This is a genomic window from Buchananella sp. 103232 (assembly GCF_058725725.1).
The window spans coordinates 59663-80727 of sequence record NZ_JBZXJM010000006.1 but is presented as its reverse complement, the minus strand read 5'-3'; the positions used below and the strand labels follow the sequence as shown (position 1 = coordinate 80727).

Genomic DNA, 21065 nt, shown 5'->3' with positions numbered 1-21065 from the left:
TGTCCCTGTACTCGTTCGGTTATGCAGCCCGATATTAAGGGAAAATCGCCTACCGTGACAACGAGTCTCTTGGGACCCATAGACGTTTTTCGTGCGCCGCTTCACTGGGCGGGGTTGGCCGGCGCGGGCCGCCGCGTGCGTGTCTTCCATGCCTTCCACCGTAGCGGCGGGCACCAACACCGCTGGACCCGTCCCGCGCAAAGGAGGGCCGCACCGGCCATCCACAGCCGCCGCGCCGCGCAGAATCGAACGCGCCGCGCGCGGCGCCCGCCGAACATCACGCGCACCGGGGCCGGGCGCTTTACGCAACGCCCGTATGATCTTCGGGGTGACTTTTTCTTACACCCCCGCAGGCCCGGCCTCCCGCCGTGGCCCCCTGAAGTACGGCGACCGCGTGCAGCTCACCGACGCCAAGGGCCGCATGCACACGATCGTCCTGCTGGAGGGCGGCTACTTCCACTCCCACCGCGGCTCGTTTCGCCACTCGGAGCTGGTGGGCCTGCCGGAGGGCACCGTGCACACCACCTCCACCGGCGCCCAGTACCTGGTGCTGCGCCCGCTGCTGAGCGACTACGTGCTGTCCATGCCGCGCGGCGCGGCCGTGATCTACCCGAAGGACTCCGGGCAGATCGTGCAGATGGCAGACATCTTCCCGGGGGCGCGCGTGGTGGAGGCGGGCGTGGGCAGCGGCGCGCTGTCCATGTCCCTGCTCAGCGCCGTGGGCGAATACGGCCAGCTCATCTCGTTTGAGCGCCGCGAGGACTTCGCTGAGATCGCGCAGGGCAACGTCGACCTGTGGTTCGGGCGCCGTCACCCTGCCTGGCGCGTGGAGGTGGGCGACCTGGCCGAGCGCCTGCCGCAGGTGGTGGAGCCCGGCAGCATAGACCGGATCGTGCTAGACATGCTGGCGCCGTGGGAGAACCTGCAGGTCTGCGCCGACGCGCTGGCGCCGGGTGGTGTGCTGCTCTGCTACGTCGCCACCGTCACCCAGCTCTCGCGCGTGGTGGAGGACATGCGGGCAAGCGAGCTGTTCACCGAGCCGCACGCCTGGGAGTCGCTGGTGCGCGACTGGCACCTGGAGGGCCTGGCCGTGCGCCCGGATCACCGCATGGTGGCGCACACGGGTTTCCTGGTCACCGCGCGGCGCCTGGCGCCGGGCCACCAGCCGCCGCTGCGCAGCCGCCGCCCGGCCAAGGGCGCCTACACGGGCGAGGAGGTGTGGACCAGCCAGGACCTGGGCGAGCGCCCGACCTCTGACAAGAAGGTGCGCAAGGTCAAGCGGGACGTCACGGCCCGCGTGGCGGACCTGGTTGACCACAGCGCCTGCGAGGTGCCGCCGCCGCCCGGCCAGGACGGCCAGATCACGGCGGGGCTGGAGGACTAATGCTTGACGCCCAGGCCGCAGAGCTCGCCTCGCTGCAGGAGAAGAACACCCGCCTGGCGAGCGCGTTGGCCGACGCCCGCGCGCACCTGGCGGCGCTGGGCGAGCAGGTGGAGGCCTGGCGGCGCCAGCCTCTGGACGTGGCCACGGTGGTGGAGGTCGACATGGGGGAGCGCCGCCTGCTGGTGCAGGTGGGCTCGGCGCTGCGCAGCGTGCCGGCCGCCTCCCACCTGGTGTTGGGCACGCTGCACGCGGGCAGCCGGGTGCTGGTGGACGCGGACATGGTGGCCGTGGACGCGGTGGCCCCCGCAGCGGGCGGGGAGCTGTGCGTGCTGACCGAGCGCCTGGATGAGCAGCGCGGGATCGTGACCACGCAGTCGGGTGAGCGCGTGGTGCTGCTGGGCCGCCTGGCCGGCAGCGAGCTGGGCGTGGGCGACTGCCTGCGCTGCGACCTGCGCACCGGCATCGCCCTGGAGCTGGTGGAGCGGCAGGACGTGGAGCAGCTGCTCACCCCGCAGACCCCGGACGTGGCGTTTAGCGACATCGGCGGCCTGGACGACGTGGTGGCCACGGTGCGTCAGGCCATCGAGCTGCCGCTTGAGCAGCCGGAGCTCTTTACGCGCTACGGGCTGCGTCCCACCAGCGGCATCCTGCTCTACGGTCCGCCGGGCTGCGGCAAGACGATGATCGCCAAGGCCCTTGCCACCCAGTTGGCGTCCTCGCACGGCGCGCGCGGCCACTTCTTGGCGATCAACGGCCCGCAGTTGCTGGACAAGTACGTGGGGGAGACGGAGCGCAAGATTCGTGCCGTGTTCGCCCGCGCCCGCGAGCTGGCGGCCACGGGTGCGGCCGTGGTGGTCTTCTTTGACGAGATGGAGGCGCTGTTCCGGCGGCGCGGGGCGGGCAAGTCCAGCGACATGGAGACCACGATCGTGCCGCAGCTGCTCACCGAGCTGGACGGCGTGGGTGGCCTGGAGGGCGTGCGGGTGATCGGCGCGACCAACCGGGAGGACATGATAGACCCGGCGGTGCTGCGGCCCGGTCGCCTGGATTTGAAGCTGCGCATCTCCCGCCCGGACGCCGCCCAGTGCCGCGCCATCGCGCTGACCCACCTGCGGCCCGGCGTGCCTATCGCCGCCAGCGTGCAGGGGGACGACGTTGCCGCCCGCCGCGCGCGCCTTGCCGACGCCCTGGTGGGCGGCCTGGAGTGCGCCCAGGTCTCCACGGACGGCGCCGGGGCCGGCACGACGCTGCTGCAGGTGGCCTCCGGTGCCCTGGTGGCCCGGATCGTGGACCGCGCCAAGCTAGCGGCGCTGCAGGCCACGGCCGCAGGCCGTGCCGAGGGCATCAACGAGGCGGACATCGCGGCCGCCGTGGCCGCAGAGGCGGCGCAGGCGGCCGAGATGGCGGCGCGCCGAGGGCAGGAGGAGCTGTGACCGGACGGATCATCGGCACGGAGACCGAGTACGGCATCCTGCGCGCCAGTGGCGGGCAGTCGCACGTGCTGGCCACCGCGCTCGTGGAGGCCTACGCCGGCCTGCTGGAGCGGCCCGTGACGCGGTGGGACTACGCCGGGGAGGACCCGCTGTGCGACCTGCGGGGCCACCGCCTGGACCGCGCCGCCGCGCACCCCTCGCAGCTAACCGATGCCTCCGCCCACCGCGGCGGGATGGTCAGCAACGGGCACGTGGCCGCCGCGCCGCAGGACTTCCCGGTGGGGGCGGCGGGCGGAACGTCGGCCACCCTGATCGGCACCGAGGCGCTGGCGAGCGCGCAGGCGTTGGCCCGTCCCAGCCGGGCCGAGCTCGCGCTGCCGCACCCGGGCGTGGTCATCACGCCGGCCGGCGCGCGCTTCTACGTGGACCACGCCCACCCGGAGTACTCGGGCGGAGAATGCGACTCGGTGCGCGCGGCGGTGGCCGTGGACCGCGCCGGCGACCTGGTGGCGCAGCGGGCGGCCGACGCGCTGGGGGATGGCACCGTGGTCTACAAGAACAACACCGACGGCAAGGGAGCGGCCTACGGCTCCCACGAGAACTACCAGGTGCGCCGCGAAGTAGACCTGGACGATCTGATCTCCGTGCTCACCCCCTTCCTGGTCACCCGCCCGATCCTGTGCGGCACCGGGCGGCTGGGGCGCGGGCAGCTCTCGCAGCAGCCGGGCTTCCAGCTCTCGCAGCGCGCCGACTTCATCGAGAACGACATCGGCCTGGAGACCACCTTCAACCGGCCCATCTTCAACACGCGCGACGAACCGCACGCCGACGCGGCGAAGTGGCGCCGCCTGCACGTCATCAACGGGGACGCCAACCAGTTCGAGTTCTCCACCTTCCTGCGCCTGGGCACCACCGCGCTGGTGCTGGACATGATCGAGGCCGGTGCGCCGCTGGAGGTGCACGCACTTGCCCTGGCCAGCCCGCTGCGCGCGGTCACGGAGGTCTCATACGACACCACCCTCACGCAGGAACTGGAGCTGCAAAGCAGCAAGAGCGCCACGGCCATTGAGATCCAGCGCGCCTACCGGCAGGCCGTCATCGACGCTTTGGGCCAGGCCGCCCTGAGCGGCGAGCGGGCCGAGATCCTGCACTGGTGGGGCCGCGTGCTGGACCTACTGGAGACCGACCGGGACGCCGCAGCTCCCTACGTGGAGTGGGTGGCCAAGCTGCAGCTACTGGAGGGGATGCGCCAGCGGCTGGGCGGAGACTGGGCCCACCCGCGCCTGGCCGCGCTGGACCTGCAGTGGCACGACCTGTGCCCGCAGCGCTCCCTGGTGGCACGATTGGACGCCGCCGGACGGGTAGCGCACCTGCTGGCGCCCGGGGAGGCGGAGGCGGCAGTGCACGCCTCGCCGTGTGCCACGCGCGCCCGGGTGCGCGGCGCAGCGGTAGCGAGCTTGCCGGTGGTGGCCGCGTCCTGGACCTCGGTGATCCTGGACCTGGACGGGGATGAGTACCTGCGCCGCGTCCACCTGCCAGAGGCGGGCGGACAGGCGCAGCCGCCGCTGCTGGCGCGGGCTTACGATGTTTTGCAGGAGGAGAGATGAGCGAGCAGACTTTCGCCGGCGCGACTGCCGGCAGCGGCGAGGAAGAGGCGCAGGCCGCCCTACGGCCCCAGGCCAAGGACGTTGACCTGGATGCGCTGCTGGACGACATCGACGCGGTGCTGGCCACCGACGCCCAGGCGTTCGTGCAGGGATTCGTGCAAAAGGGCGGTCAGTGACCGGTTTGGACACTGAGCCCACCCAGCGGCGGCGCATAGTCGGCGTCGAGATCGAGTACGGCATCACCCACGTGGGGCCGGGGCCCGAGCTCGGCGCGGAGGAGGCCGCCCAGGAGCTGTTCAACGACCCCTCCCTGGCCAGGGGCGCCAACATGTTCCTGCCCAACGGCGGCCGCCTCTACCTGGACGTGGGGGCCCACCCCGAGTACGCCACCGCCGAGTGCGCGCGCCTAGCGGACGTGCTGGCGCAGGACCGGGCCGGCACCGAGATGCTCGCCGCGTTGGCCGAGCGAGCTACGGCGCGCCTGCAGGAGCGGGGCGTGGCGGGCCAGATTCATCTGCTGCGCAACAACCTGGACTCGGCCGGCTCCTCGTTTGGCTGCCACGAGAACTACCTGATCCGCCGCCGCTTCGACTTCCGCCGCCGCGTGATGGGGCTGGTGCCTCACCTGGTCAGCCGCCAGGTGGTGGCGGGAGCGGGCCACGTGCGCCGCGAGCAGGACGGCACCGCCCGCTACGTGCTCTCCCAGCGGGCCGATGTGGTCAGCGAGGTGGTCTCCGCAGCCACCACGCGGGCCCGGCCGCTGATAAACACCCGCGACGAGCCGCACGCCAACCACGAGCTCTACCGCCGCCTGCACATCATCAACGCGGACACCTCGATGGCAGAGGGCTCCAGCCTGATCAACCTGGCCTCCACCGCCCTAGTGCTCACCGCCCTGGAGGAGGGGGCGCAGCTGGAGGACCTGGAGCTGGTGGACCCGATCGGGGCCGTGCGCGCGATCTCCGCCCAGGGCAGCGCGCGCGTGGAGCTGAAGAACGGACAGTGGCTGACGGGCCTGGAGCTGCAGGCGCACTACGTGGAGCGCACCGCCCACCTGGCGGCCAGCGACCCGGACCCGGTGGTGCGCCTGGGCCACGAGCTGTGGGGGCGGGCGGTGGACGCGCTGCGCGCCGGCCGTGAGGACGAGGTGGCCGACCTCTTGGACCACGTGGCCAAGCGGCGCCTGCTGGAACGCCATTGCGAGCGCCACGGCGTGGGCCTGGACCACGCCTCGGTGGCGACCCTGGAGCTGGCCTACCACGACATCACGGCGCGCGGACTGCGCGCCCGGCTGGAGGCGGCTGGGCTGCTGCGCCGCTTCACCACCGTCGCCCAGGTGGAGGCCGCCCAGAACAGCGCCCCCGCCACCCGCGCCAGCCTGCGGGGGGCGGCCATAGCGGCCGCGCTGGAGTACCGGCGGGACCTGGCGGCGGATTGGACGACGTTGCGCCTGCTGGATCGCAGCCTGCCGGCCATCACGCTCGCCGACCCGTGGGAGACCAGCAACCCTGCAGTTGCTGAGCTGGTGGCCCACCTGCGCAGCCCCGAACGCGGGGCGACCGAGGCGATGTTGCTGCTATGAGCCAGTCGCGCGACTTCTCCCTGCCCTCGCGCCGCGCGCTGCGCCAACAGGGCCAACTCACGCCGCTCGAGGAGAGCACCGCTCAGTCCGACGCCGCTCACTCCGACGCCGCGCAGTCCGACGCCGCTGCGGTGGGCACCGCGCAGGCCGAGGAGGCGCGGGAGGGGCAGGCGGCGCAGCCCGCCGCCGAAGCGGCGCCCCGGCGGGTGCGGCGGCGCGACCTGCGCCAGCAGCAGGGCGACGCGCCCACCCCGGCTGTCACCTCCGGCCTGCCGTTCTGGCCGGTCACCCAGCCCGACGCCGAGGCCGGAGTGGCCCGGCCCGCAGAGGGACCTGAACGCGCCGAGCCGCTAGTCCCGGTGGCACCGCCGCGCCGCCCGGAGCGGAGCGGCGGCAGCGCCGCCCTGTCCCAGCTGAGGCGCCTGGCGCGCGGCTGGTGGCTCTGGGCGGGCCTGCTGGTTGCCGCGCTTGTGATCGGGGTGATCGCCGCCGTGGTGCAGCAAAACGCCGCAGAGCAGCGGGCAATCGAGGAGGCGCGGCGCGGCGCGTTCGACTCCGTGCAGGTGAGCGGGCGGCTGGGATCGGTGCCCACGTTGAGCCTGCAAAACCCCGTGGAGCTGGCCGCCGCGCCCAATCACCGGGTGGTCCAGGCCGGCACGGGCCGGGAGCTGCAAGAGGGCGACCGCGTGGTGCTGGCGGTGACCACCTTCAACGGACAGACCGGCAAGCGCGTCCTGGAGGGCGCGTTCCCGCACGTGGACGTGGTGGAGGTCAACGCGGACAGCCTGGGCGCCTCGCTGCACGGCATCCTGCTGGGGCAGCGCGACGGCGCCCGCCTGTTGGTGCTGAACGCGGTGGAGAAGGGCGGCCAGGCCTACCCCGAGCTGGCGGTGGTGGACGTGCTGCCGCGCCAACTGCCGGTGGAGGGAGCGGGGCAGAGCCCGTCGGCCGCGATCGAGGGCGACCTGAAATCGATGGTGTCCTTCGACGCCCACTCCGTGCCGCAGCTCGCTCCCTGGGGCGTGGCCACGCAGCTGGTGAAGGTCGAGGAGCTGATCTCCGGCACCGGCGAGCAGGTGGCAAAGGGCGACACGGTGGTGGTGCAGTATGTGGTCTCCACCTGGGACGGCAAGGTACGCGAGTCCACCTACGCAGGCCTGGGCCCGCAGGAGGTCATGGTGGCCTCCCTCCAGCCGGGCCTGGCCGAGGCCGTGATCGACCGGGCCGTGGGGAGCCGCCTGGTGCTGGCCGCGCCCGCCGCGCTCACCGACGGCAACGCGGACATCCTGGCCGTGGTGGACATCCTGGCCATCAGCGACCGTGGACGGTGAGCGGCGGTGCGCCGGGAGGAGTTCAGGGCGCGCCCCCGAACCTGTGCCTGTGCTTGCGCCTGCGCCCGGCTAGGGCACCACGCGAAAGTAGCGCCGCGCACGCGGGCGAGTGGCTGCGGCCTATTGCCAACCATTTTGTACACGAACACCGTTCCGAAGAGTAATCGGGAACTATCTACCTTACCCGGCCCATGCTCCATCGAGGAATATCCCCGCCCACCAGAGCATCGCCCCAGCACTGAAAACGACTGTGGCGGCAATAGCGACCTTCCTCGCAGGGGTGTAGATGGCTTGATTCGGCCAGCACACGCCATTGCCAGAGGGAGGAGCCATTCCACTCGCGGGGCTTACTCCGGTGAGGGCCTCTGCTGCCAACAGCCAGAGAGGTAGCCAATAAACCATCGAGCGGGCGAGCGACATATAGAAATCAGAGAAGGAGAACATCGCCAGGTGTAGCAGCATAAACACGGCCTCTGGCCACCACTTACGAACGGGAAGATAGGCCACCAAGATGATACACACGACAACAGCGAGCGCTTCCAAACGAAAGAGTCTGTAGTAGTCAGGCGAGACATAAGGTGAAGCGTTGTCCCACGTAACCTTGAACGCTTCCCACGGCCAGTGGAAGCTGCGAGACCAGCCTCGTGACTGTGCGTGGACCCAACCAAGAATGTCACCAGAGAGACGCCAAGTATAGATCTGGTACGCGGCGGCGGCCGCGGCAGGCAACATCATCCAAGCGATGGGCTTCAACTTCTCAGTCCAGTTGCGTCCTTCCACAAATCCCATAACAACCAGAGCAATTGCAGCTACAACGCCCGTTACCCTGAATGTAACAGCGACGGCTGAGAGTGCGGAGACTGAGGCCCATTTTCCTGCCCTCGCCCGCTCCCAGGCCCAGAAGAATGCGGCAGCAAAGGGTGCCTCCGTGTACGGCACGAAGCCGAAGATCATGGCGGGACCGAACAACCAAAGCACCCCAGCCGTGCGGCCTGCGAGTTTTGTTAACGCTAAGGCTGCAAGGAGTGCACTCAAGTTGGCAATGATGAGTCCTGCAACTGAGGGGGAGAAGCCTAGTTTGCTGAGGAACCAAATAGAGATTGGCAGGCCGGGGAAGAAGGCGACAAGATTAGGGTCAACAGTGGGATAGCCAAGTTCGGCAATATTCAGGAAGTGCACAACGTCCCACTGCCGTACAACCTCTAGTAAGGGGATGTTCTTCTTGATGCCGATCATCAGCGCAGTGCTAAACAGAAGCGTTCGACTCGTTAGCCAAGCGCCGAGAACCCATTTCAAGTCACCCGGTGGAAAGGTTTGCGAGACTCGAATCCAGTAGCTGTTTCCTTTTTCTGCTTTTGTATTCATCGCCTCATTAGTTCCTAACTCCAACCGCCACCTGAATGGCGCTCAGCATCGCCGCGGCCTTGTGGCGGGTCTCCTCGTGTTCCTTTCGCGGCACCGAGTCCGCCACCACACCGGCCCCGGCCTGGACGTGCGCGACCCCGTCGCGGATGATGGCGGTGCGGATCGTGATGGCCAGGTCCGCGTTGCCGTCCAGCCCAAGGTAGCCCACCACGCCGCCGTAGAAGCCGCGCCTGGCGGGCTCCAGTTCGTCGATCAGCTCGATGGCGCGCGGCTTGGGCGCGCCGCTGAGGGTGCCGGCCGGGAACGTGGCCACCAGCGCGTCCAGGGCTGTGCGGCCGGGACGCAGCTGGCCGGTCACGGTGGAGGAGATGTGCATGATGTGGGAGAAGTGCTTGATCTCCATCAGCGCCGCCACGCTCACGCTGGCCGGGACACAGACCTTGGAGAGGTCGTTGCGGGCCAGGTCAACGAGCATGGTGTGCTCTGACAGCTCCTTCGGGTCGGCCAGCAGATCGGCCACCCGCTCCCGGTCCAGCTGAGCGTCCCCGGAGCGCGGCCGCGAGCCGGCGATCGGGAAGGTGTAAACCTGACCGTCGGTGACGCGCACCAGCGTCTCCGGGCTCGACCCGACCACGGTGAAGGGCCGTCCGTGGGCGTCCACATGCTCGAACAGGTACATGTAGGGGCTCGGGTTGATGGAGCGCAGCGCCCGGTAGACCGCCAACGAGCTGGCCTTGCACTCCACGTCGGTGCGTTGCGAGAGCACCACCTGGAAGACCTCGCCGTCCGCGATCGCTTCCTTGCCGCGCACGACGGCCGCCTCAAAGTCCTCTCTGGCGGTGCGGTAGCGATGCGCCACCTCGGCCCGCTCGACGGCGCTGCTCAGCTGCACCGGCAGCGACTGGGCTAGGCCCGCCTCCATCGCGTCGAGTCGCGCCACTGCGGCGTTGTAATCGTGGGCGTGGGCGTCGTAGCAGACGGTGAGCAGCCAGACCTCTCCCGCGTGGTGGTCCAGCGCCACCACGTCCTGCACCAGCGTCATGGCCACGTCGGGCAGTCCCAGCTCGTCTTGGGCGGCGCGCCGGAGTTTGGGTTCCCACGTGTAGAGGGCGTCCCAGCCGATCGCGCCTACCATTGCGGCCCCCCAGCGGCGGTAGCGTCGGCCCTGCCTGGCCCTGCTCGCGACCAAGCTCCGTCAGCACGCTGGCGATTACCTGGACGACGTCGCCCTCCCGCGACACCGAGGCCGGCACCTCACCGCGCCAGCCGGGACCGGCCGCCTCCCCCAGCAGCGTCGCCCTTCCGTTGACGCCGATGAAGCTCCACCGGCCCCACTGGCCGCCCTGCTCGGCCGATTCCAGCAGGAAGCTCCCCTCCCTGCCCGCAGCCAGGCGCCGATAGACACCCACAGCGGTCAATTCCTCCGCCAGAAGTTTGCGGGCCACCACCACGGTGTGCCCCCGCTGCGCCTGGGCGGCGAACTCCTCGCGATCCGGCCAGGTTTGGCCCCACCGCAGCGTGCGGCTCATTGGCTCACTCCTGACGTCGTGGTGTTCGCTGCCTCACCTGGCACCCGGTCGGCCCCGCCCGCAGCGGCCAGCGCGTCCTCAGCGGGGGCCCCCACCACGGCCGGGAGCTGGCCGCCGGCCTCGAAGCAGGTGCGCGTGCCGGTGTGGCAGGCCGCCCCCACCTGGATCACCCGCACCAGCAGGGCGTCACCGTCGCAGTCGGCGTGCACTGAGCGCACGTGCTGGCGGTGGCCGGAGGTGTCTCCCTTGCGCCAATACTCCCGGCGGGAGCGGGACCAGAACCAGACCCGTCCGGTGCTAAGCGTGCGGGCGAGCGCCGTCTGGTCCATCCAGGCAACCATGAGAACGGCGCCAGTGACGTCGTCTTGGATGACTGCGCAAATCAGACCGTTGGCGTCGAATCGCAACTGTGCCAGCAGTGCCGGGTCGAGTTCCTCCCCTGCTGCCCCGCTCACCTCTGTTCCCCCTGAGCGAGCCCGGCCGTGAGACGCACCAGGTGGCCCGCGCTGTGCAGGGCTTCCTTTACCTCCGCAATAGAGAGAGTGCCGTAGTGGAACACGGAGGCTGCCAGCAGCGCGTTGGCTCCGGCATCGGCGGCAGCAACGAAGTGTTCGGTGGTGCCCGCGCCCCCGGAGGCGATTACGGGGACTTTCACCTCGTTTCGCACTGCAGCCAGCATCTCCAGATCAAATCCCTCCCGGACGCCGTCGGCGTCCATCGAGTTAAGAAGTATCTCCCCCACTCCCAGTTCGCTAGCCTGCCGGACCCATTCCAAGGCGTCTTTGCCGCTGGAACGCTTTCCCCCGTGGGTAGTGACCTCAAATCCAGAGGGGGTCGGGCCACGCCGAGCATCGACGGAGAGAACCACAACCTGGTCCCCAAACCGATCTGCTATTCGAGCCAGCAGGGAAGGATTGGCAAGGGCTGCCGTGTTTACGCCCACCTTGTCAGCGCCTGCCCGCAGCAAAGCATCCACGTCCTCAACGCTACGCACTCCGCCTCCCACCGTGAGGGGGACGAATACGTTTTCAGCGGTTTTCGTAACGATGTCGAGTGTGGTGGCCCGCCCCTCTAGGGACGCCGACACATCCAGGAAGGTGATTTCATCTGCGCCTTGCTCGCTGTAGCGCTGCGCCAGCTCCACCGGATCCCCGGCGTCGCGCAGGTTCTCGAAATTGACGCCCTTTACTACCCTGCCGCCATTCACGTCCAGGCAGGGAATCACCCTAAGTGCCACCGTCATCGCTGCTCCTTTCCTGGCCCAAGGGTAGCCTTTGCGCCATGCCACTTACCCCCACAGTTCAACTGGTGTCGTATCGGCACGCACCCAAGCTGCTGGCCCACTTGATGCCCCCACGGGGAGTCATGGTGATTGGGGGCGCCTCTGGGAGTGGAAAGTCCACGCTCGCCTCGGCACTCATGGAGCTACTGCCGCCCACCGCGACCTTGCTTCAGGTGGAGTGCGCTTACCTTGGCTGGCGTGGTTTGCACGCAGGCCTCGACATGGTTGCAGCTGCGCTTCTCCGGGCTTGCCGCCTTGGGCACGCCGACCTGACCACCTGGGATTGGAACGCCTCCCGTCCCAGCGGCGCGGCCCGCGTGCTGGCACCGGCCAGATTGAGCGGGCCCTTGGTGATAGAAGGCGTGGGGGCCGACGTCGCCCTCGCCCACCTGGCAGACCTGGTGGTGCGCGTGGAGGCGCCCGCAGCGCTAAGAGAACGGCGCGTGGCAGACCGGGACGGGTACTGGGCCGACCTCTGGCAGCGGTGGGCCGCCGACGAGGAGGCACACGCCCACGCCGCCCGTGTGGGCGCGCGGCTCGGCGCAGGGCAGATGACCGCAGTGCGTGTTTCGGAACGCAGAATTACTCGCATAAGAAAGAAACAGGATCCCGGTGCTCTTCCTGTGCAGGTTTCTTGTCGCTATTTCTACGTGGCACCTTGATGTAAATGAGCTCCGAGTAGATGCGCAGGGATGAGTAGATGGCGTCTTTACAAAGACCGACGAGGAACGCAATCGGAAGGGCAACGTGGGATTTCTGACCGAAGCGCAACTCTACAGCGTATCTCAAATTCTGGTCGGATGGTGGGGCAGCCGACTGGAGTGTCGCTGCGGGGCAAACGTCATCCCTGATTGCATGGAAGTCGAGGCCAGGGGTACAGCAAGTCTGTTCGGCGGACTTGGTGGCAGGGCGAATCTTTATCGATTGCGTGATCACCGAGCAAACGGATGAAACCGATCAACTGCCACGATTCAAGGCCGTTTATATTCGTGCTTCCTCAAATCCCCGAATGGGAACCTCAATGGTCTGCACTGGCGTCGTAGCGGTTTTTCGGTACACGCCGAGAGAGGAGAGACAATGCGGCGTCGTCGAACAACGATTGGGATGCTTGCCACCACTCTGCTGGTGGCGGGCATGCCGATTCAAGCGAATGCGGATGTGGGGACAGACCTAGATGATGGAGTTTGGTTCAACACATCGGACACCGGTGGATTGGTCACCGCTCGGAGCAGCGGTGCAGGTATGGAGAGCAGGCACAATATTCCCGTGCGGGATGCTCTAAATGTGGTAGCTGACCTTTCTGGCTTAGCGCCGATGGAACCAGGGGAACGTGTCGAGCTATCGCTTCGAGAGCCTTTCAAGCTCCAGAATCCTGACGGGCTTCTGTTCGATGTGAATCCTTTGGTGGTGGCTGCGACTAAGGCGGCTGGCGACGAAATGCCCACCATTGAGTTCGTTGGAGACCTAGTCTCAGCAGATGGCGAGTTTGGTGACATGGTGCTGGTGTTTTCTCCCCAAACAGATGGCCAGTACCAGATGTCGGGTTCCATTACGAGCAGTCGAGCCGATTCGCGAATCGAAACAGCGGCTGACGGAATAGTCGTGTTAGCTCAGCGAGACACTGAGCAAACGTTCGCTCCTCAGCGGGAGGAACTCAGGCTCGACATCGACGTCGCAGAATTTGCTTCACGTGACCAAAGCGGAACGGTCGACAACTTCGGCAACCACCTCATTACACTACTCGCGGTGTACCAGTCTGACTTGGCTGGCGACGTAAATGCACGGTTGAGGCAGTATGTCGCAGTCGCCAACGGTGCCTTCGCCCGTTCCGGTGTTAGCGCACGAATCGTCCTAGCCGACAAGATCGCGTTGCCGCTTGTAGACAGCAACGATACAAGTGACGACGACCAATCCTCTGTACTGAACAGGAATGTTCTGCATGGTGACATTTCAGTGGACCTAGAAAACCTCATATACAAACACGAGGACACCGTTTCGAACGTGGACAGATTGCGTGACGCCATCGGCGCAGATGTAACCATGGCCTTCATCGGTTATGGTCTCCCTGCTGGGTTAACCTACGTACCGCGTGCCGAGGGGAATTCACGTTTTGCTGCGGGCATCTTGTTCTATGACGACTCGCCCGCTGGTGACCGACTGTTCGTTCATGAACTCGGACACGTATTTGGAGGAGGGCATGAGGCGGAGGCTGGCTCGCCCGGCGCGCACCCGTTCGCGTACGGGTACAGGATTCCCGGCGTGATCAAGTCGATCATGGCAATAGACTGTGGTCCGAACTGTCCCACGGCTACTCAGTTCTCTAACCCCGACATTCCCTTCGTGGGGGCCCCGGCGCACGCCTCGGGCACGGAGTCTGCGAACAACGCGAAGACCATCAACCTACTTGCTCCTATTGTAAGCGGATACCGTGAGTCGCCGGTACGGGTGAGTGGGGCCGATAGGTTTGAAACCGCCGTGCAAGCCTCACGGCTCGCATACCCGGAGGGATCGCTTCCCGCGAGCGTGGTAGTAGCAAACGGCCATAACTTCGCCGATGTTCTTGCCGCCGCACCTCTTGCAACCAAATTGAATGCGCCGTTGCTGTTCACGCATTCGAATTCGGTTCCAGCTGTAGTGCGGGATGAGCTACGACGATTGCGCAATGTCAACCTTGTGGTCATCGGCGGGACAAACTCGGTGTCTAGTGGGGTGTTTGCACAGCTCAAGCGTGAATCTGGTTGCGTTTCCAATTGTGTTCGCATTGCCGGCCCCGATCGGACTTCCACCGCATTGGCAATTGCGAGGCACGGCTGGAATAGCGGCACCGACGCAGTCAGCCTGGTAAATGGTAACGACTACCCCGACGCGCTGTCGGGGAGCGTGCATGCGGCGCGAAATGGTAAGCCTCTGGTACTAGTCCCAGGGCAGCTGAACAGTGCGCCTGCATCAGTACGACAATACTTGACCTCTTCCGGTGTTCGGTCAGTGACCGTTGTTGGTGGTACCTACTCAGTTTCGCCTGGCATCGTCAACGGCCTCGCGTCGCAATTCTCCGTGGTGAGAATTGCTGGTGTCGACAGGTATGCAACCTCAGCGCAGGTAGCGCGCAACCTTGGGGCAGGGAGTGTTTTCGTGCTTTCCGATGGCCATTCCTACTCGGATTCCCTGGTTAGTGCCTCGCTGGCGGGCAAGTGGAATGCTTCGATGTTGCTCGTGCGGCGGACGTGTATTCCGGCTTCGGTCGATTCGTTTATATACGACCAATCGCCGTTGAAGAGGTTCCTGGTTGGGGGCGACGGCTCACTAGGGGCAGGCGTCCAACGCGGTACGGTCTGCGGATAGGCAGACAGCGCCGACGGCGTTTCCACAGCAACGATGTTGGTTGTCGGGTTGGCTCGCGTCAACTCGACAACCAACATCGCTCGCTCAAGCGCTCAACCTCCCCCTCCCACTTAACGTAATTAGGCTCTTCCGAATTGAGGGTGGAGGTGGTGGGCGAAGGTTCTGACCAAAGTAGCGCGGCTCCCACCGTCATGTCCGGGCTACCATTCTTGCAGTACTGTACTACCGACTTGGCACTTCCGCCGGTCGTTGCGCAAACGGGGCCCGACCTATCGCGATCTTGGTAATTCAATCGAGAGGTTAGTGCAAATGTTGAGGGGTTAGGGAGCCCGGTAAACTGTGGACCGTTACAAAGCCCACGACAAGTGCGTCAACGCTTCAACCGCTTGAGCATGCCGATGCCCAAACATCCGGTGTTGGCCCCCTTCCATACCTGCGCACGCGCGACGTTTCTCCATCGCCTTCGCATTGAAGCTCCGGCTCTACACCATTAAGTGGGAAGAGCCGGTTTCCCGGCCGAGTGAGGGTTCAGTAGCAGCGTCGAGACCGTAACCGGTCCACTAGACCCTCAAGGGGAGGCTCAGACGCTCAATCGTTTGCGCACGCCGCAGGGGCGCGAGGGTCAGGGGACGAGGGCGGTGACACAGCTTCTACGGATGCTTCGATGCTCCGTGTCCCGAGAGTCTCTCGCCCGGCAACCTCGAGAGGGTCCTGCGGGGCTACGGCAACCTCCAGCTCCGGCTCAGGCACGTTGGTCGGCAGCGCGCGCGGTGCCGGTTTCCGCCGGCTCCTTGCGGGCGGAAAGAGCCACCCCCAGGGCGAACACGGCCATCGCAACTGCCACCGAGGGGATGCGAAACATCTCGTGCGGGAACAGGAGTGTGCGCCAACCAAGGGTGGAGACCAGCAGAGCCTGAAAGAGCACCACTAGCCCCAGAGCTCGGTGGTAGCGGATGCCGACTAGCGAGGCTAGGAGCAACAACACGGCAGTGGCGATGAGGGCGGGCACCACCGTGGAGCCGATCTGGGAGGAGAGGAAATCGCTAACCCGCATTTGGTTGGCCATCTCGAAGGTCTGAAGCCAGCCGGTGCCGGGCAGACCAACGTTGCCGTCATCGTAGGTGGACTGTTCGGCAGTGAACTGGTTACGAACGTACGCCAGCCAAGTTGCCAAAACCAGCGGGCCGGTGAGAAGAGCGGGAATTGGCCGCCAGTCGAATGTCCGGTGCCGAAGCCAGTGCCATGCTTCGGAAATGCCCAGAGCTACGGGTACCAGAACCAGTTGTTCCTTAGTGAGGGACAGCGCGGCTCCAAGGAGGGCGATCACGATCCATGAACGCCTCTGGCTAGTCCATGCCAGCAACATTGCGCAGATGAGAGCCACCTGCAAAGGCTCAGTGAGTGCGGTGCTGGCGCTGTAGATAAGTCCCGGCATGAAGCTGACTAAAAGGCCGAGCCAGGCAGAGGCACCAAGGCGGCGCGCCAAGACAGACATCATGGCTGCAGCCGCCGCCATGGAAAAGACGCTGAGCGCCCAGAATACCCACGGCATCGCGTTGAGATTGCCGCCGGAGAATAAGGCGCCCAGCCAGCCGTATAGGGGGTGACCGTATCTGTACGCGGCGAGGTCAATGAGGTCGTGGGCCTCACCCCGGGCCAGAGGATCCAAGGCCATCGCCAGATAGTAGATGCCGTCGTAGTGGTCGGCTGGCACCGTGAACTGGAAATCGGGCGAGTGCTTCGAAATGAGGGTCGCAAGCGGATCCTCGGCGGCGACACTGAGCAGCCGGCTGGGGTGGAAAGGCCCCGGGTGGGCGGCTACCTGGGCGGCAACTGCGACTGAGGCAGCCAGAGTCGCACTAACCGCAGGGACAAAGAGGCCGCGTTGGGGGAAGGTGAATCTAGTCATCAGCACCAAACCTGCCGGGGTAGTCGCCGGTGCTCGCCGCCGTGGGCGCACCCTGCTCTGCCTCCATTTAGACGACTCGAGCGTGGCTATCGCTGTGGGCGAGGAATCTGTCAGGTGCCCAGATTGGCACGAGCGGGGGCAGCCCTGTCAAATCTCTAACCGCCTCCCGTCTTCTTTAGCGCTCAAACAACTGGCGCTGGTTGCGTGCTTCGACTTCCAGGCGGAACGTCGGCCCTTTCCCGCCCAAATGTGGGCGCGAGATTCCGGTGTATGCGCCAAGCGGTAGGGTAGGGCCGCAACGGCAAGGGGGCCGCCTGGAACCGGGTTGGGTGACGAAAGGGGCAAGCGTGAACGTGCTGGAGAGCATCGTGGCGGGCGTGCGTGACGATGTGGCGCGCCGAGAAGCGCAAAAGCCGCTCGCGCTGGTCAAGGAGGAAGCCGCCCGGCAAGTAAGCGCCCGTGCCGTGGTGCCTGCGCTGCGCAGCGGCGCCGGGCCGCTCACGATCATCGCTGAGGTCAAGCGCTCCAGCCCCTCCAAGGGCCGCCTGGCGGACATCCCGGACCCGGCCACGCTGGCGCGCCTGTACGAGGCCGGCGGGGCGTCGATGATCTCGGTGCTGACGGAGGAGCGGCGCTTCGGCGGCAGCCTGGCGGACCTGGACGCGGTGCGCCGCGCGGTGGACATCCCGGTGCTGCGCAAGGACTTCGTGGTCACCCCCTATCAGATTCACGAGGCGCGCGCCCACGGCGCCGACTGCGTGCTGCTGATCGTGGCGGCCCTGGAGCAGCCGGCGCTGGAGTCCTTCATCGAGCGGATCCACTCCCTGGGAATGACGGCGCTGGTGGAGACGCACTCGCGGCTGGAGGCGCGCCGCGCGGTGGACGCGGGCGCCAAGCTGATCGGCGTCAACGCCCGCGACCTGACCACGCTGGAGGTGGATCGCTCCACGTTCGCTCAAGTGGTCGACGTGATCCCCAGCGACATCACGGTGGTGGCCGAGAGCGGGGTGCGGGGCCCGCACGACGTGGTGGACTACTTCCGCGCCGGCGCCAACTCGGTGCTGGTGGGGGAGGCGCTGGTCAAGAGCGGCGATCCGGCTGCGTCGGTGCGCGAGTTCATCGCCGCCTGCTCCCACCCCTCCCTGGGCCCCAACCCGGACAACGAGAAGGAATGACCATGAGCTTGGCACAGCACCCCGGACCGGACTTCGGGGACTTCGGCGGCCGCTACGTGCCCGAGGCCCTGCAGGCCACGCTGGACGACCTGACGGAGGCATGGGCGCAGCTCCAGGCCGACCCGGGCTTTCACGCGGAGCTCGCCGAGCTGCACCGCAACTACGTGGGACGGCCCTCGCCGCTGACGGAGGTGCCGCGCTTTGCCAGCCACGCCGGGGACGTGCGCGTCTTCCTCAAGCGCGAGGACCTCAACCACACCGGCAGCCACAAGATCAACAACGTGCTGGGCCAGGCCCTGTTAACCCGCAAGGTGGGCAAGAGGCGCGTGATCGCCGAGACCGGGGCGGGCCAGCACGGCGTGGCCACCGCGACGGCGGCCGCACTGCTGGGACTGGAGTGCGTGATCTACATGGGCGCGCAGGACATGCAGCGCCAGGCCCTGAACGTGGCGCGCATGCGCTTGCTGGGTGCGGAGGTGCGCGGCGTGGCCACCGGCAGCGCCACCTTGAAGGACGCGATCAACGAGGCCTTCCGCGACTGGGTTTCTAACGTCGCCACCACGAACTACATATTCGGCACGGCTGCCGGCCCGGCGCCCTTCCCGGCGTTGGTGCGGGACCTGCAGCACGTGATCGGCCAGGAGGCCCGCGAGCAGATGCTGGAGCGCACCGGCGCCCTGCCGGACGTGGTCTGCGCCTGCATCGGCGGCGGCTCCAACGCGATCGGCATTTTCAACGCCTTCTTGGACGACGCTGCCGTCCGGCTGGTCGGATTGGAGGCCGGCGGCGACGGGCTGGAGAGCGGGCGGCACGCCTCCTCCATCACGGCAGGCGAGGTGGGGGTGCTGCACGGGGCGCGCTCCTACCTGCTGCAGGACGAGGACGGGCAGACGCGCGAGTCGCACTCCATCTCGGCCGGGCTGGACTACCCGGGCGTCGGGCCGCAGCATTCGTGGCTGGCCAGCATCGGGCGGGCCGAGTACCGGCCCGTGACGGACGCGCAGGCGATGGAGGCCTTCCGGCTGTTGTGCCACACGGAGGGAATCATCCCGGCCATCGAGTCCGCCCACGCGCTGGCGGGCGCGCTGCAGCTGGGACGCGAGCTGACGCAGGCGGGGGCGCGCGGCGCGAACGGGGGAGCACCGGTGATCCTGGTCAACCTCTCCGGGCGCGGGGACAAGGACGTGGCCACCGCGGCCCGATGGTTTGACCTGCTGGACCAGGCGGAGGCGGCGGAGGCCGCCGCAGAGCTGGGGGAGACGAAGTGAGCACGAACTATTCAGGCGAGCGCATCGCCCAGATAAAGGCCGACGGGGGAGCGGCGCTGATCGGCTACCTGCCGGTGGGCTACCCCACGGTGCGCGGCTCGATCGACGCGGTTAAGGCGCTCATCGACGGCGGCGTTGACGTGATCGAGCTGGGCTTCCCCTACAGCGACCCCGGCATGGACGGGGAGGTGATCCAGCGCGCCAGCGAGGCGGCGCTGGCGCGCGGGGTCAAGCTCAAGGACTACATCGCCGCCGTGGAGGAGCTTGCCCCGCTGGGCGCCCCGATCACCCTGATGAGCTACTACAACCCGATCCACCGCTACGGCGTGGAGGCCTTCGCCCGGGACCTGGCCAACGCCGGTGCGGCGGGCGTGATCACCCCGGACCTGACCCCGGACGCGGGTGGGCAGTGGCGCGCGGCCGCCACGGCGGCCGGCCTGGAGCAGATCTTCCTGGTGGCACCGTCTTCCACCGACGAGCGCTTGCGGATGACGGTGGAGGCCCACCGGGGTTGGATTTACGCCGCCTCCACGATGGGCGTGACCGGCGTGCGGGCCAAGGTAGACGACGTGGCCCGCCAGCTGGTGGAGCGCACGCGCGCCGCCGGCGCCGACCTGGTGTGCGTGGGCCTGGGCGTGTCCAACGGGGAGCAGGCGGCCGAACTGGCGCAATACTCCGACGGCGTTATTGTTGGCTCTGCATTCGTGCGCACCGTGGGCGAGGCCAGCGCGGTCGACCTGGCACGACTGCGGCAACTTGCTTCTTCTATCCGCGCGGGGGTGCGCTAAATGACGGTTTCGCTGCCACTGTCCATTCCGAGCCCGAGCCAGGGGGTGTGGCACCTGGGCCCCCTGCCGCTGCGTGCCTACGCGCTCTTCATCCTGGTGGGAATCTTCCTGGCGGTGATCTGGAGCTCCAAGCGTTACGCCGCCCGGGGTGGAGACGGCGAGGTGGTGTACGACGCCGCCATCTGGGTGGTGCCCGCCGGCATCCTGGGCGGGCGCCTCTACTACGTGTTCACCGTGCCGGAGCAGTACTTCGGCGAGCACGGCTCCCTGCTCAACATCGTCAAGGTGTGGGAGGGCGGCCTGGGTATTTGGGGCGCCGTGGTGGGCGGTGGCCTGGGCGCGCTGGCCTACTTCCGCTACCGGGGCCTACGCCTGGCCCCCTTCGCTGACGCGCTGGCGCCGGCGCTGATCGTGGCGCAGGCGATCGGTCGCCTGGGCAACTACTTCAACCAGGAGCTCTTTGGCCGCCCCACCACGCTGCCCTGGGGCCTGGAGATCGACGCCCACAACATGCCGCCCGGCTACGCCGAGGGCACCCTGTTCCACCCCACCTTCCTCTACGAGCTGCTGTGGAACCTGCTGATCGCCGCCGTGCTGCTGTGGATCGAGCGGCGCCGCTGGCTGGTGCCCGGGCAGCTGTTCGTGCTCTACGTGATCGGCTACACCCTGGGCCGCTCCATGATCGAGACGCTGCGCATCGACAAGAGCGAGTACATCCTGGGCATCCGCGTCAACCTGTGGCTGGTCTTCCCGACCCTGCTGATCGCCATCGGCGTCTACTTCTACCAGCGCGCCACCGCCCGCAAGGCAGGCGTGGCCGGCACCCTGCCGGCGGTCGCCGAGGGCGTGAAGGCGACGTCGGCCCAGGTCAGTGCCCGCAAGGAGGCACGGGACGAAGGTCACGCCACCGGGCAGGAGGGCTACGCGCCCTACCCGCTGGGCGGCCAGGAAAACGCCGATCCGGCCCACATTTACCTGCCCGGCCGCGAGCCCGGCACCGACGAACCGAGTGGAAAGGACGCCAAGAACTGAGGTCGAGGCCGCGCGGGGCTGAGCCCTCGGTCCCAGGC

The 21065-nt window shown here is 67.4% G+C and carries 16 protein-coding genes and 1 pseudogene; 12 read left to right on the top strand and 5 right to left on the bottom strand.

The window, feature by feature from the left end:
- Positions 1 to 328 precede the first annotated feature (328 nt).
- Genes AC4PWQ_RS01265 through AC4PWQ_RS01240 form a run of 6 tightly spaced genes read left to right on the top strand, consistent with a single transcriptional unit; the run spans position 329 to position 7337 of the window.
- Positions 329 to 1384: a tRNA (adenine-N1)-methyltransferase gene (locus AC4PWQ_RS01265; RefSeq protein ID WP_492089537.1), complete on the top strand. Its 1056-nt coding sequence runs from the start codon at positions 329 to 331 to the stop codon at positions 1382 to 1384.
- Positions 1384 to 2817 carry an AAA family ATPase gene (locus tag AC4PWQ_RS01260; RefSeq protein WP_492089536.1) on the top strand — a complete coding sequence of 478 codons (1434 nt, stop codon included), beginning with the start codon at positions 1384 to 1386 and terminating at the stop codon, positions 2815 to 2817. Before AC4PWQ_RS01265 ends, AC4PWQ_RS01260 begins: the two co-directional genes overlap by 1 nt.
- The gene (locus AC4PWQ_RS01255) at positions 2814 to 4424 is read left to right on the top strand and encodes a proteasome accessory factor PafA2 family protein (protein WP_492089535.1); all 1611 of its coding nucleotides are present in this window, start codon (positions 2814 to 2816) and stop codon (positions 4422 to 4424) included. Before AC4PWQ_RS01260 ends, AC4PWQ_RS01255 begins: the two co-directional genes overlap by 4 nt.
- Positions 4421 to 4600, top strand: a complete 180-nt coding sequence (locus AC4PWQ_RS01250; RefSeq protein ID WP_371152112.1) for a ubiquitin-like protein Pup — start codon at positions 4421 to 4423, stop codon at positions 4598 to 4600. The genes AC4PWQ_RS01255 and AC4PWQ_RS01250 overlap by 4 nt, the downstream gene beginning before the upstream one ends.
- Positions 4597 to 6006: a proteasome accessory factor PafA2 family protein gene (locus tag AC4PWQ_RS01245; protein WP_371176912.1), complete on the top strand. Its 1410-nt coding sequence runs from the start codon at positions 4597 to 4599 to the stop codon at positions 6004 to 6006. Before AC4PWQ_RS01250 ends, AC4PWQ_RS01245 begins: the two co-directional genes overlap by 4 nt.
- Entirely contained in the window at positions 6003 to 7337 is a 1335-nt protein-coding gene (locus AC4PWQ_RS01240; RefSeq protein WP_492089534.1) for an FKBP-type peptidyl-prolyl cis-trans isomerase, read from the top strand. Before AC4PWQ_RS01245 ends, AC4PWQ_RS01240 begins: the two co-directional genes overlap by 4 nt.
- A 180-nt stretch (positions 7338 to 7517) precedes the next feature.
- Here AC4PWQ_RS01240 and AC4PWQ_RS01235 read toward each other — a convergent pair whose 3' ends face one another.
- The 4 genes and pseudogenes from AC4PWQ_RS01235 to hisF all read right to left on the bottom strand — a co-directional run bounded on the left by AC4PWQ_RS01235 (position 7518) and on the right by hisF (position 11474).
- Entirely contained in the window at positions 7518 to 8726 is a 1209-nt protein-coding gene (locus AC4PWQ_RS01235; protein WP_492089533.1) for a hypothetical protein, read from the bottom strand.
- Positions 8710 to 9837 carry an anthranilate synthase component I family protein gene (locus tag AC4PWQ_RS01230; protein WP_492089532.1) on the bottom strand — a complete coding sequence of 376 codons (1128 nt, stop codon included), beginning with the start codon at positions 9835 to 9837 and terminating at the stop codon, positions 8710 to 8712. Before AC4PWQ_RS01230 ends, AC4PWQ_RS01235 begins: the two co-directional genes overlap by 17 nt.
- 483 nt (positions 9838 to 10320) lie before the next feature.
- A pseudogene (gene hisI, locus AC4PWQ_RS01225) lies at positions 10321 to 10650 on the bottom strand (phosphoribosyl-AMP cyclohydrolase); the annotation flags it as partial.
- 32 nt (positions 10651 to 10682) lie between these two features.
- Positions 10683 to 11474, bottom strand: a complete 792-nt coding sequence (gene hisF / locus AC4PWQ_RS01220) for an imidazole glycerol phosphate synthase subunit HisF (RefSeq protein WP_492089531.1) — start codon at positions 11472 to 11474, stop codon at positions 10683 to 10685.
- 38 nt (positions 11475 to 11512) lie between these two features.
- Between hisF and AC4PWQ_RS01215 the strand changes: the two genes are divergently transcribed.
- Positions 11513 to 12175: a nucleoside/nucleotide kinase family protein gene (locus tag AC4PWQ_RS01215; RefSeq protein ID WP_492089530.1), complete on the top strand. Its 663-nt coding sequence runs from the start codon at positions 11513 to 11515 to the stop codon at positions 12173 to 12175.
- Positions 12176 to 12590: 415 nt separating this feature from the next.
- A complete protein-coding gene (locus AC4PWQ_RS01210) occupies positions 12591 to 14855 on the top strand; it encodes a cell wall-binding repeat-containing protein (protein ID WP_492089529.1) in 2265 nt (754 codons plus the stop codon).
- A gap of 742 nt (positions 14856 to 15597) precedes the next feature.
- On the opposite strand, the gene AC4PWQ_RS01205 is transcribed toward AC4PWQ_RS01210, so the two are convergent.
- Positions 15598 to 16764 (bottom strand): AZOBR_p60025 family cell surface glycopolymer formation protein, encoded by a 1167-nt coding sequence (locus tag AC4PWQ_RS01205; protein ID WP_492089528.1) that lies wholly within the window; start codon positions 16762 to 16764, stop codon positions 15598 to 15600.
- A 347-nt stretch (positions 16765 to 17111) separates the two neighbouring features.
- Here AC4PWQ_RS01205 and trpC point away from each other — a divergent pair, with 347 nt between their 5' ends.
- From trpC to lgt, 4 genes are read left to right on the top strand one after another with little or no spacing between them, the layout of a single operon-like run.
- On the top strand, positions 17112 to 17939 hold the full coding sequence (gene trpC / locus AC4PWQ_RS01200) for an indole-3-glycerol phosphate synthase TrpC (RefSeq protein ID WP_371152121.1): 828 nt from the start codon (positions 17112 to 17114) through the stop codon (positions 17937 to 17939).
- Positions 17940 to 17941: 2 nt separating this feature from the next.
- Positions 17942 to 19207 carry a tryptophan synthase subunit beta gene (gene trpB, locus AC4PWQ_RS01195; protein WP_371164581.1) on the top strand — a complete coding sequence of 422 codons (1266 nt, stop codon included), beginning with the start codon at positions 17942 to 17944 and terminating at the stop codon, positions 19205 to 19207.
- The gene (gene trpA, locus AC4PWQ_RS01190; protein WP_371152123.1) at positions 19204 to 19995 is read left to right on the top strand and encodes a tryptophan synthase subunit alpha; all 792 of its coding nucleotides are present in this window, start codon (positions 19204 to 19206) and stop codon (positions 19993 to 19995) included. The genes trpB and trpA overlap by 4 nt, the downstream gene beginning before the upstream one ends.
- Positions 19996 to 21027, top strand: a complete 1032-nt coding sequence (gene lgt / locus AC4PWQ_RS01185; protein ID WP_371164583.1) for a prolipoprotein diacylglyceryl transferase — start codon at positions 19996 to 19998, stop codon at positions 21025 to 21027.
- Positions 21028 to 21065: the final 38 nt, after the last annotated feature.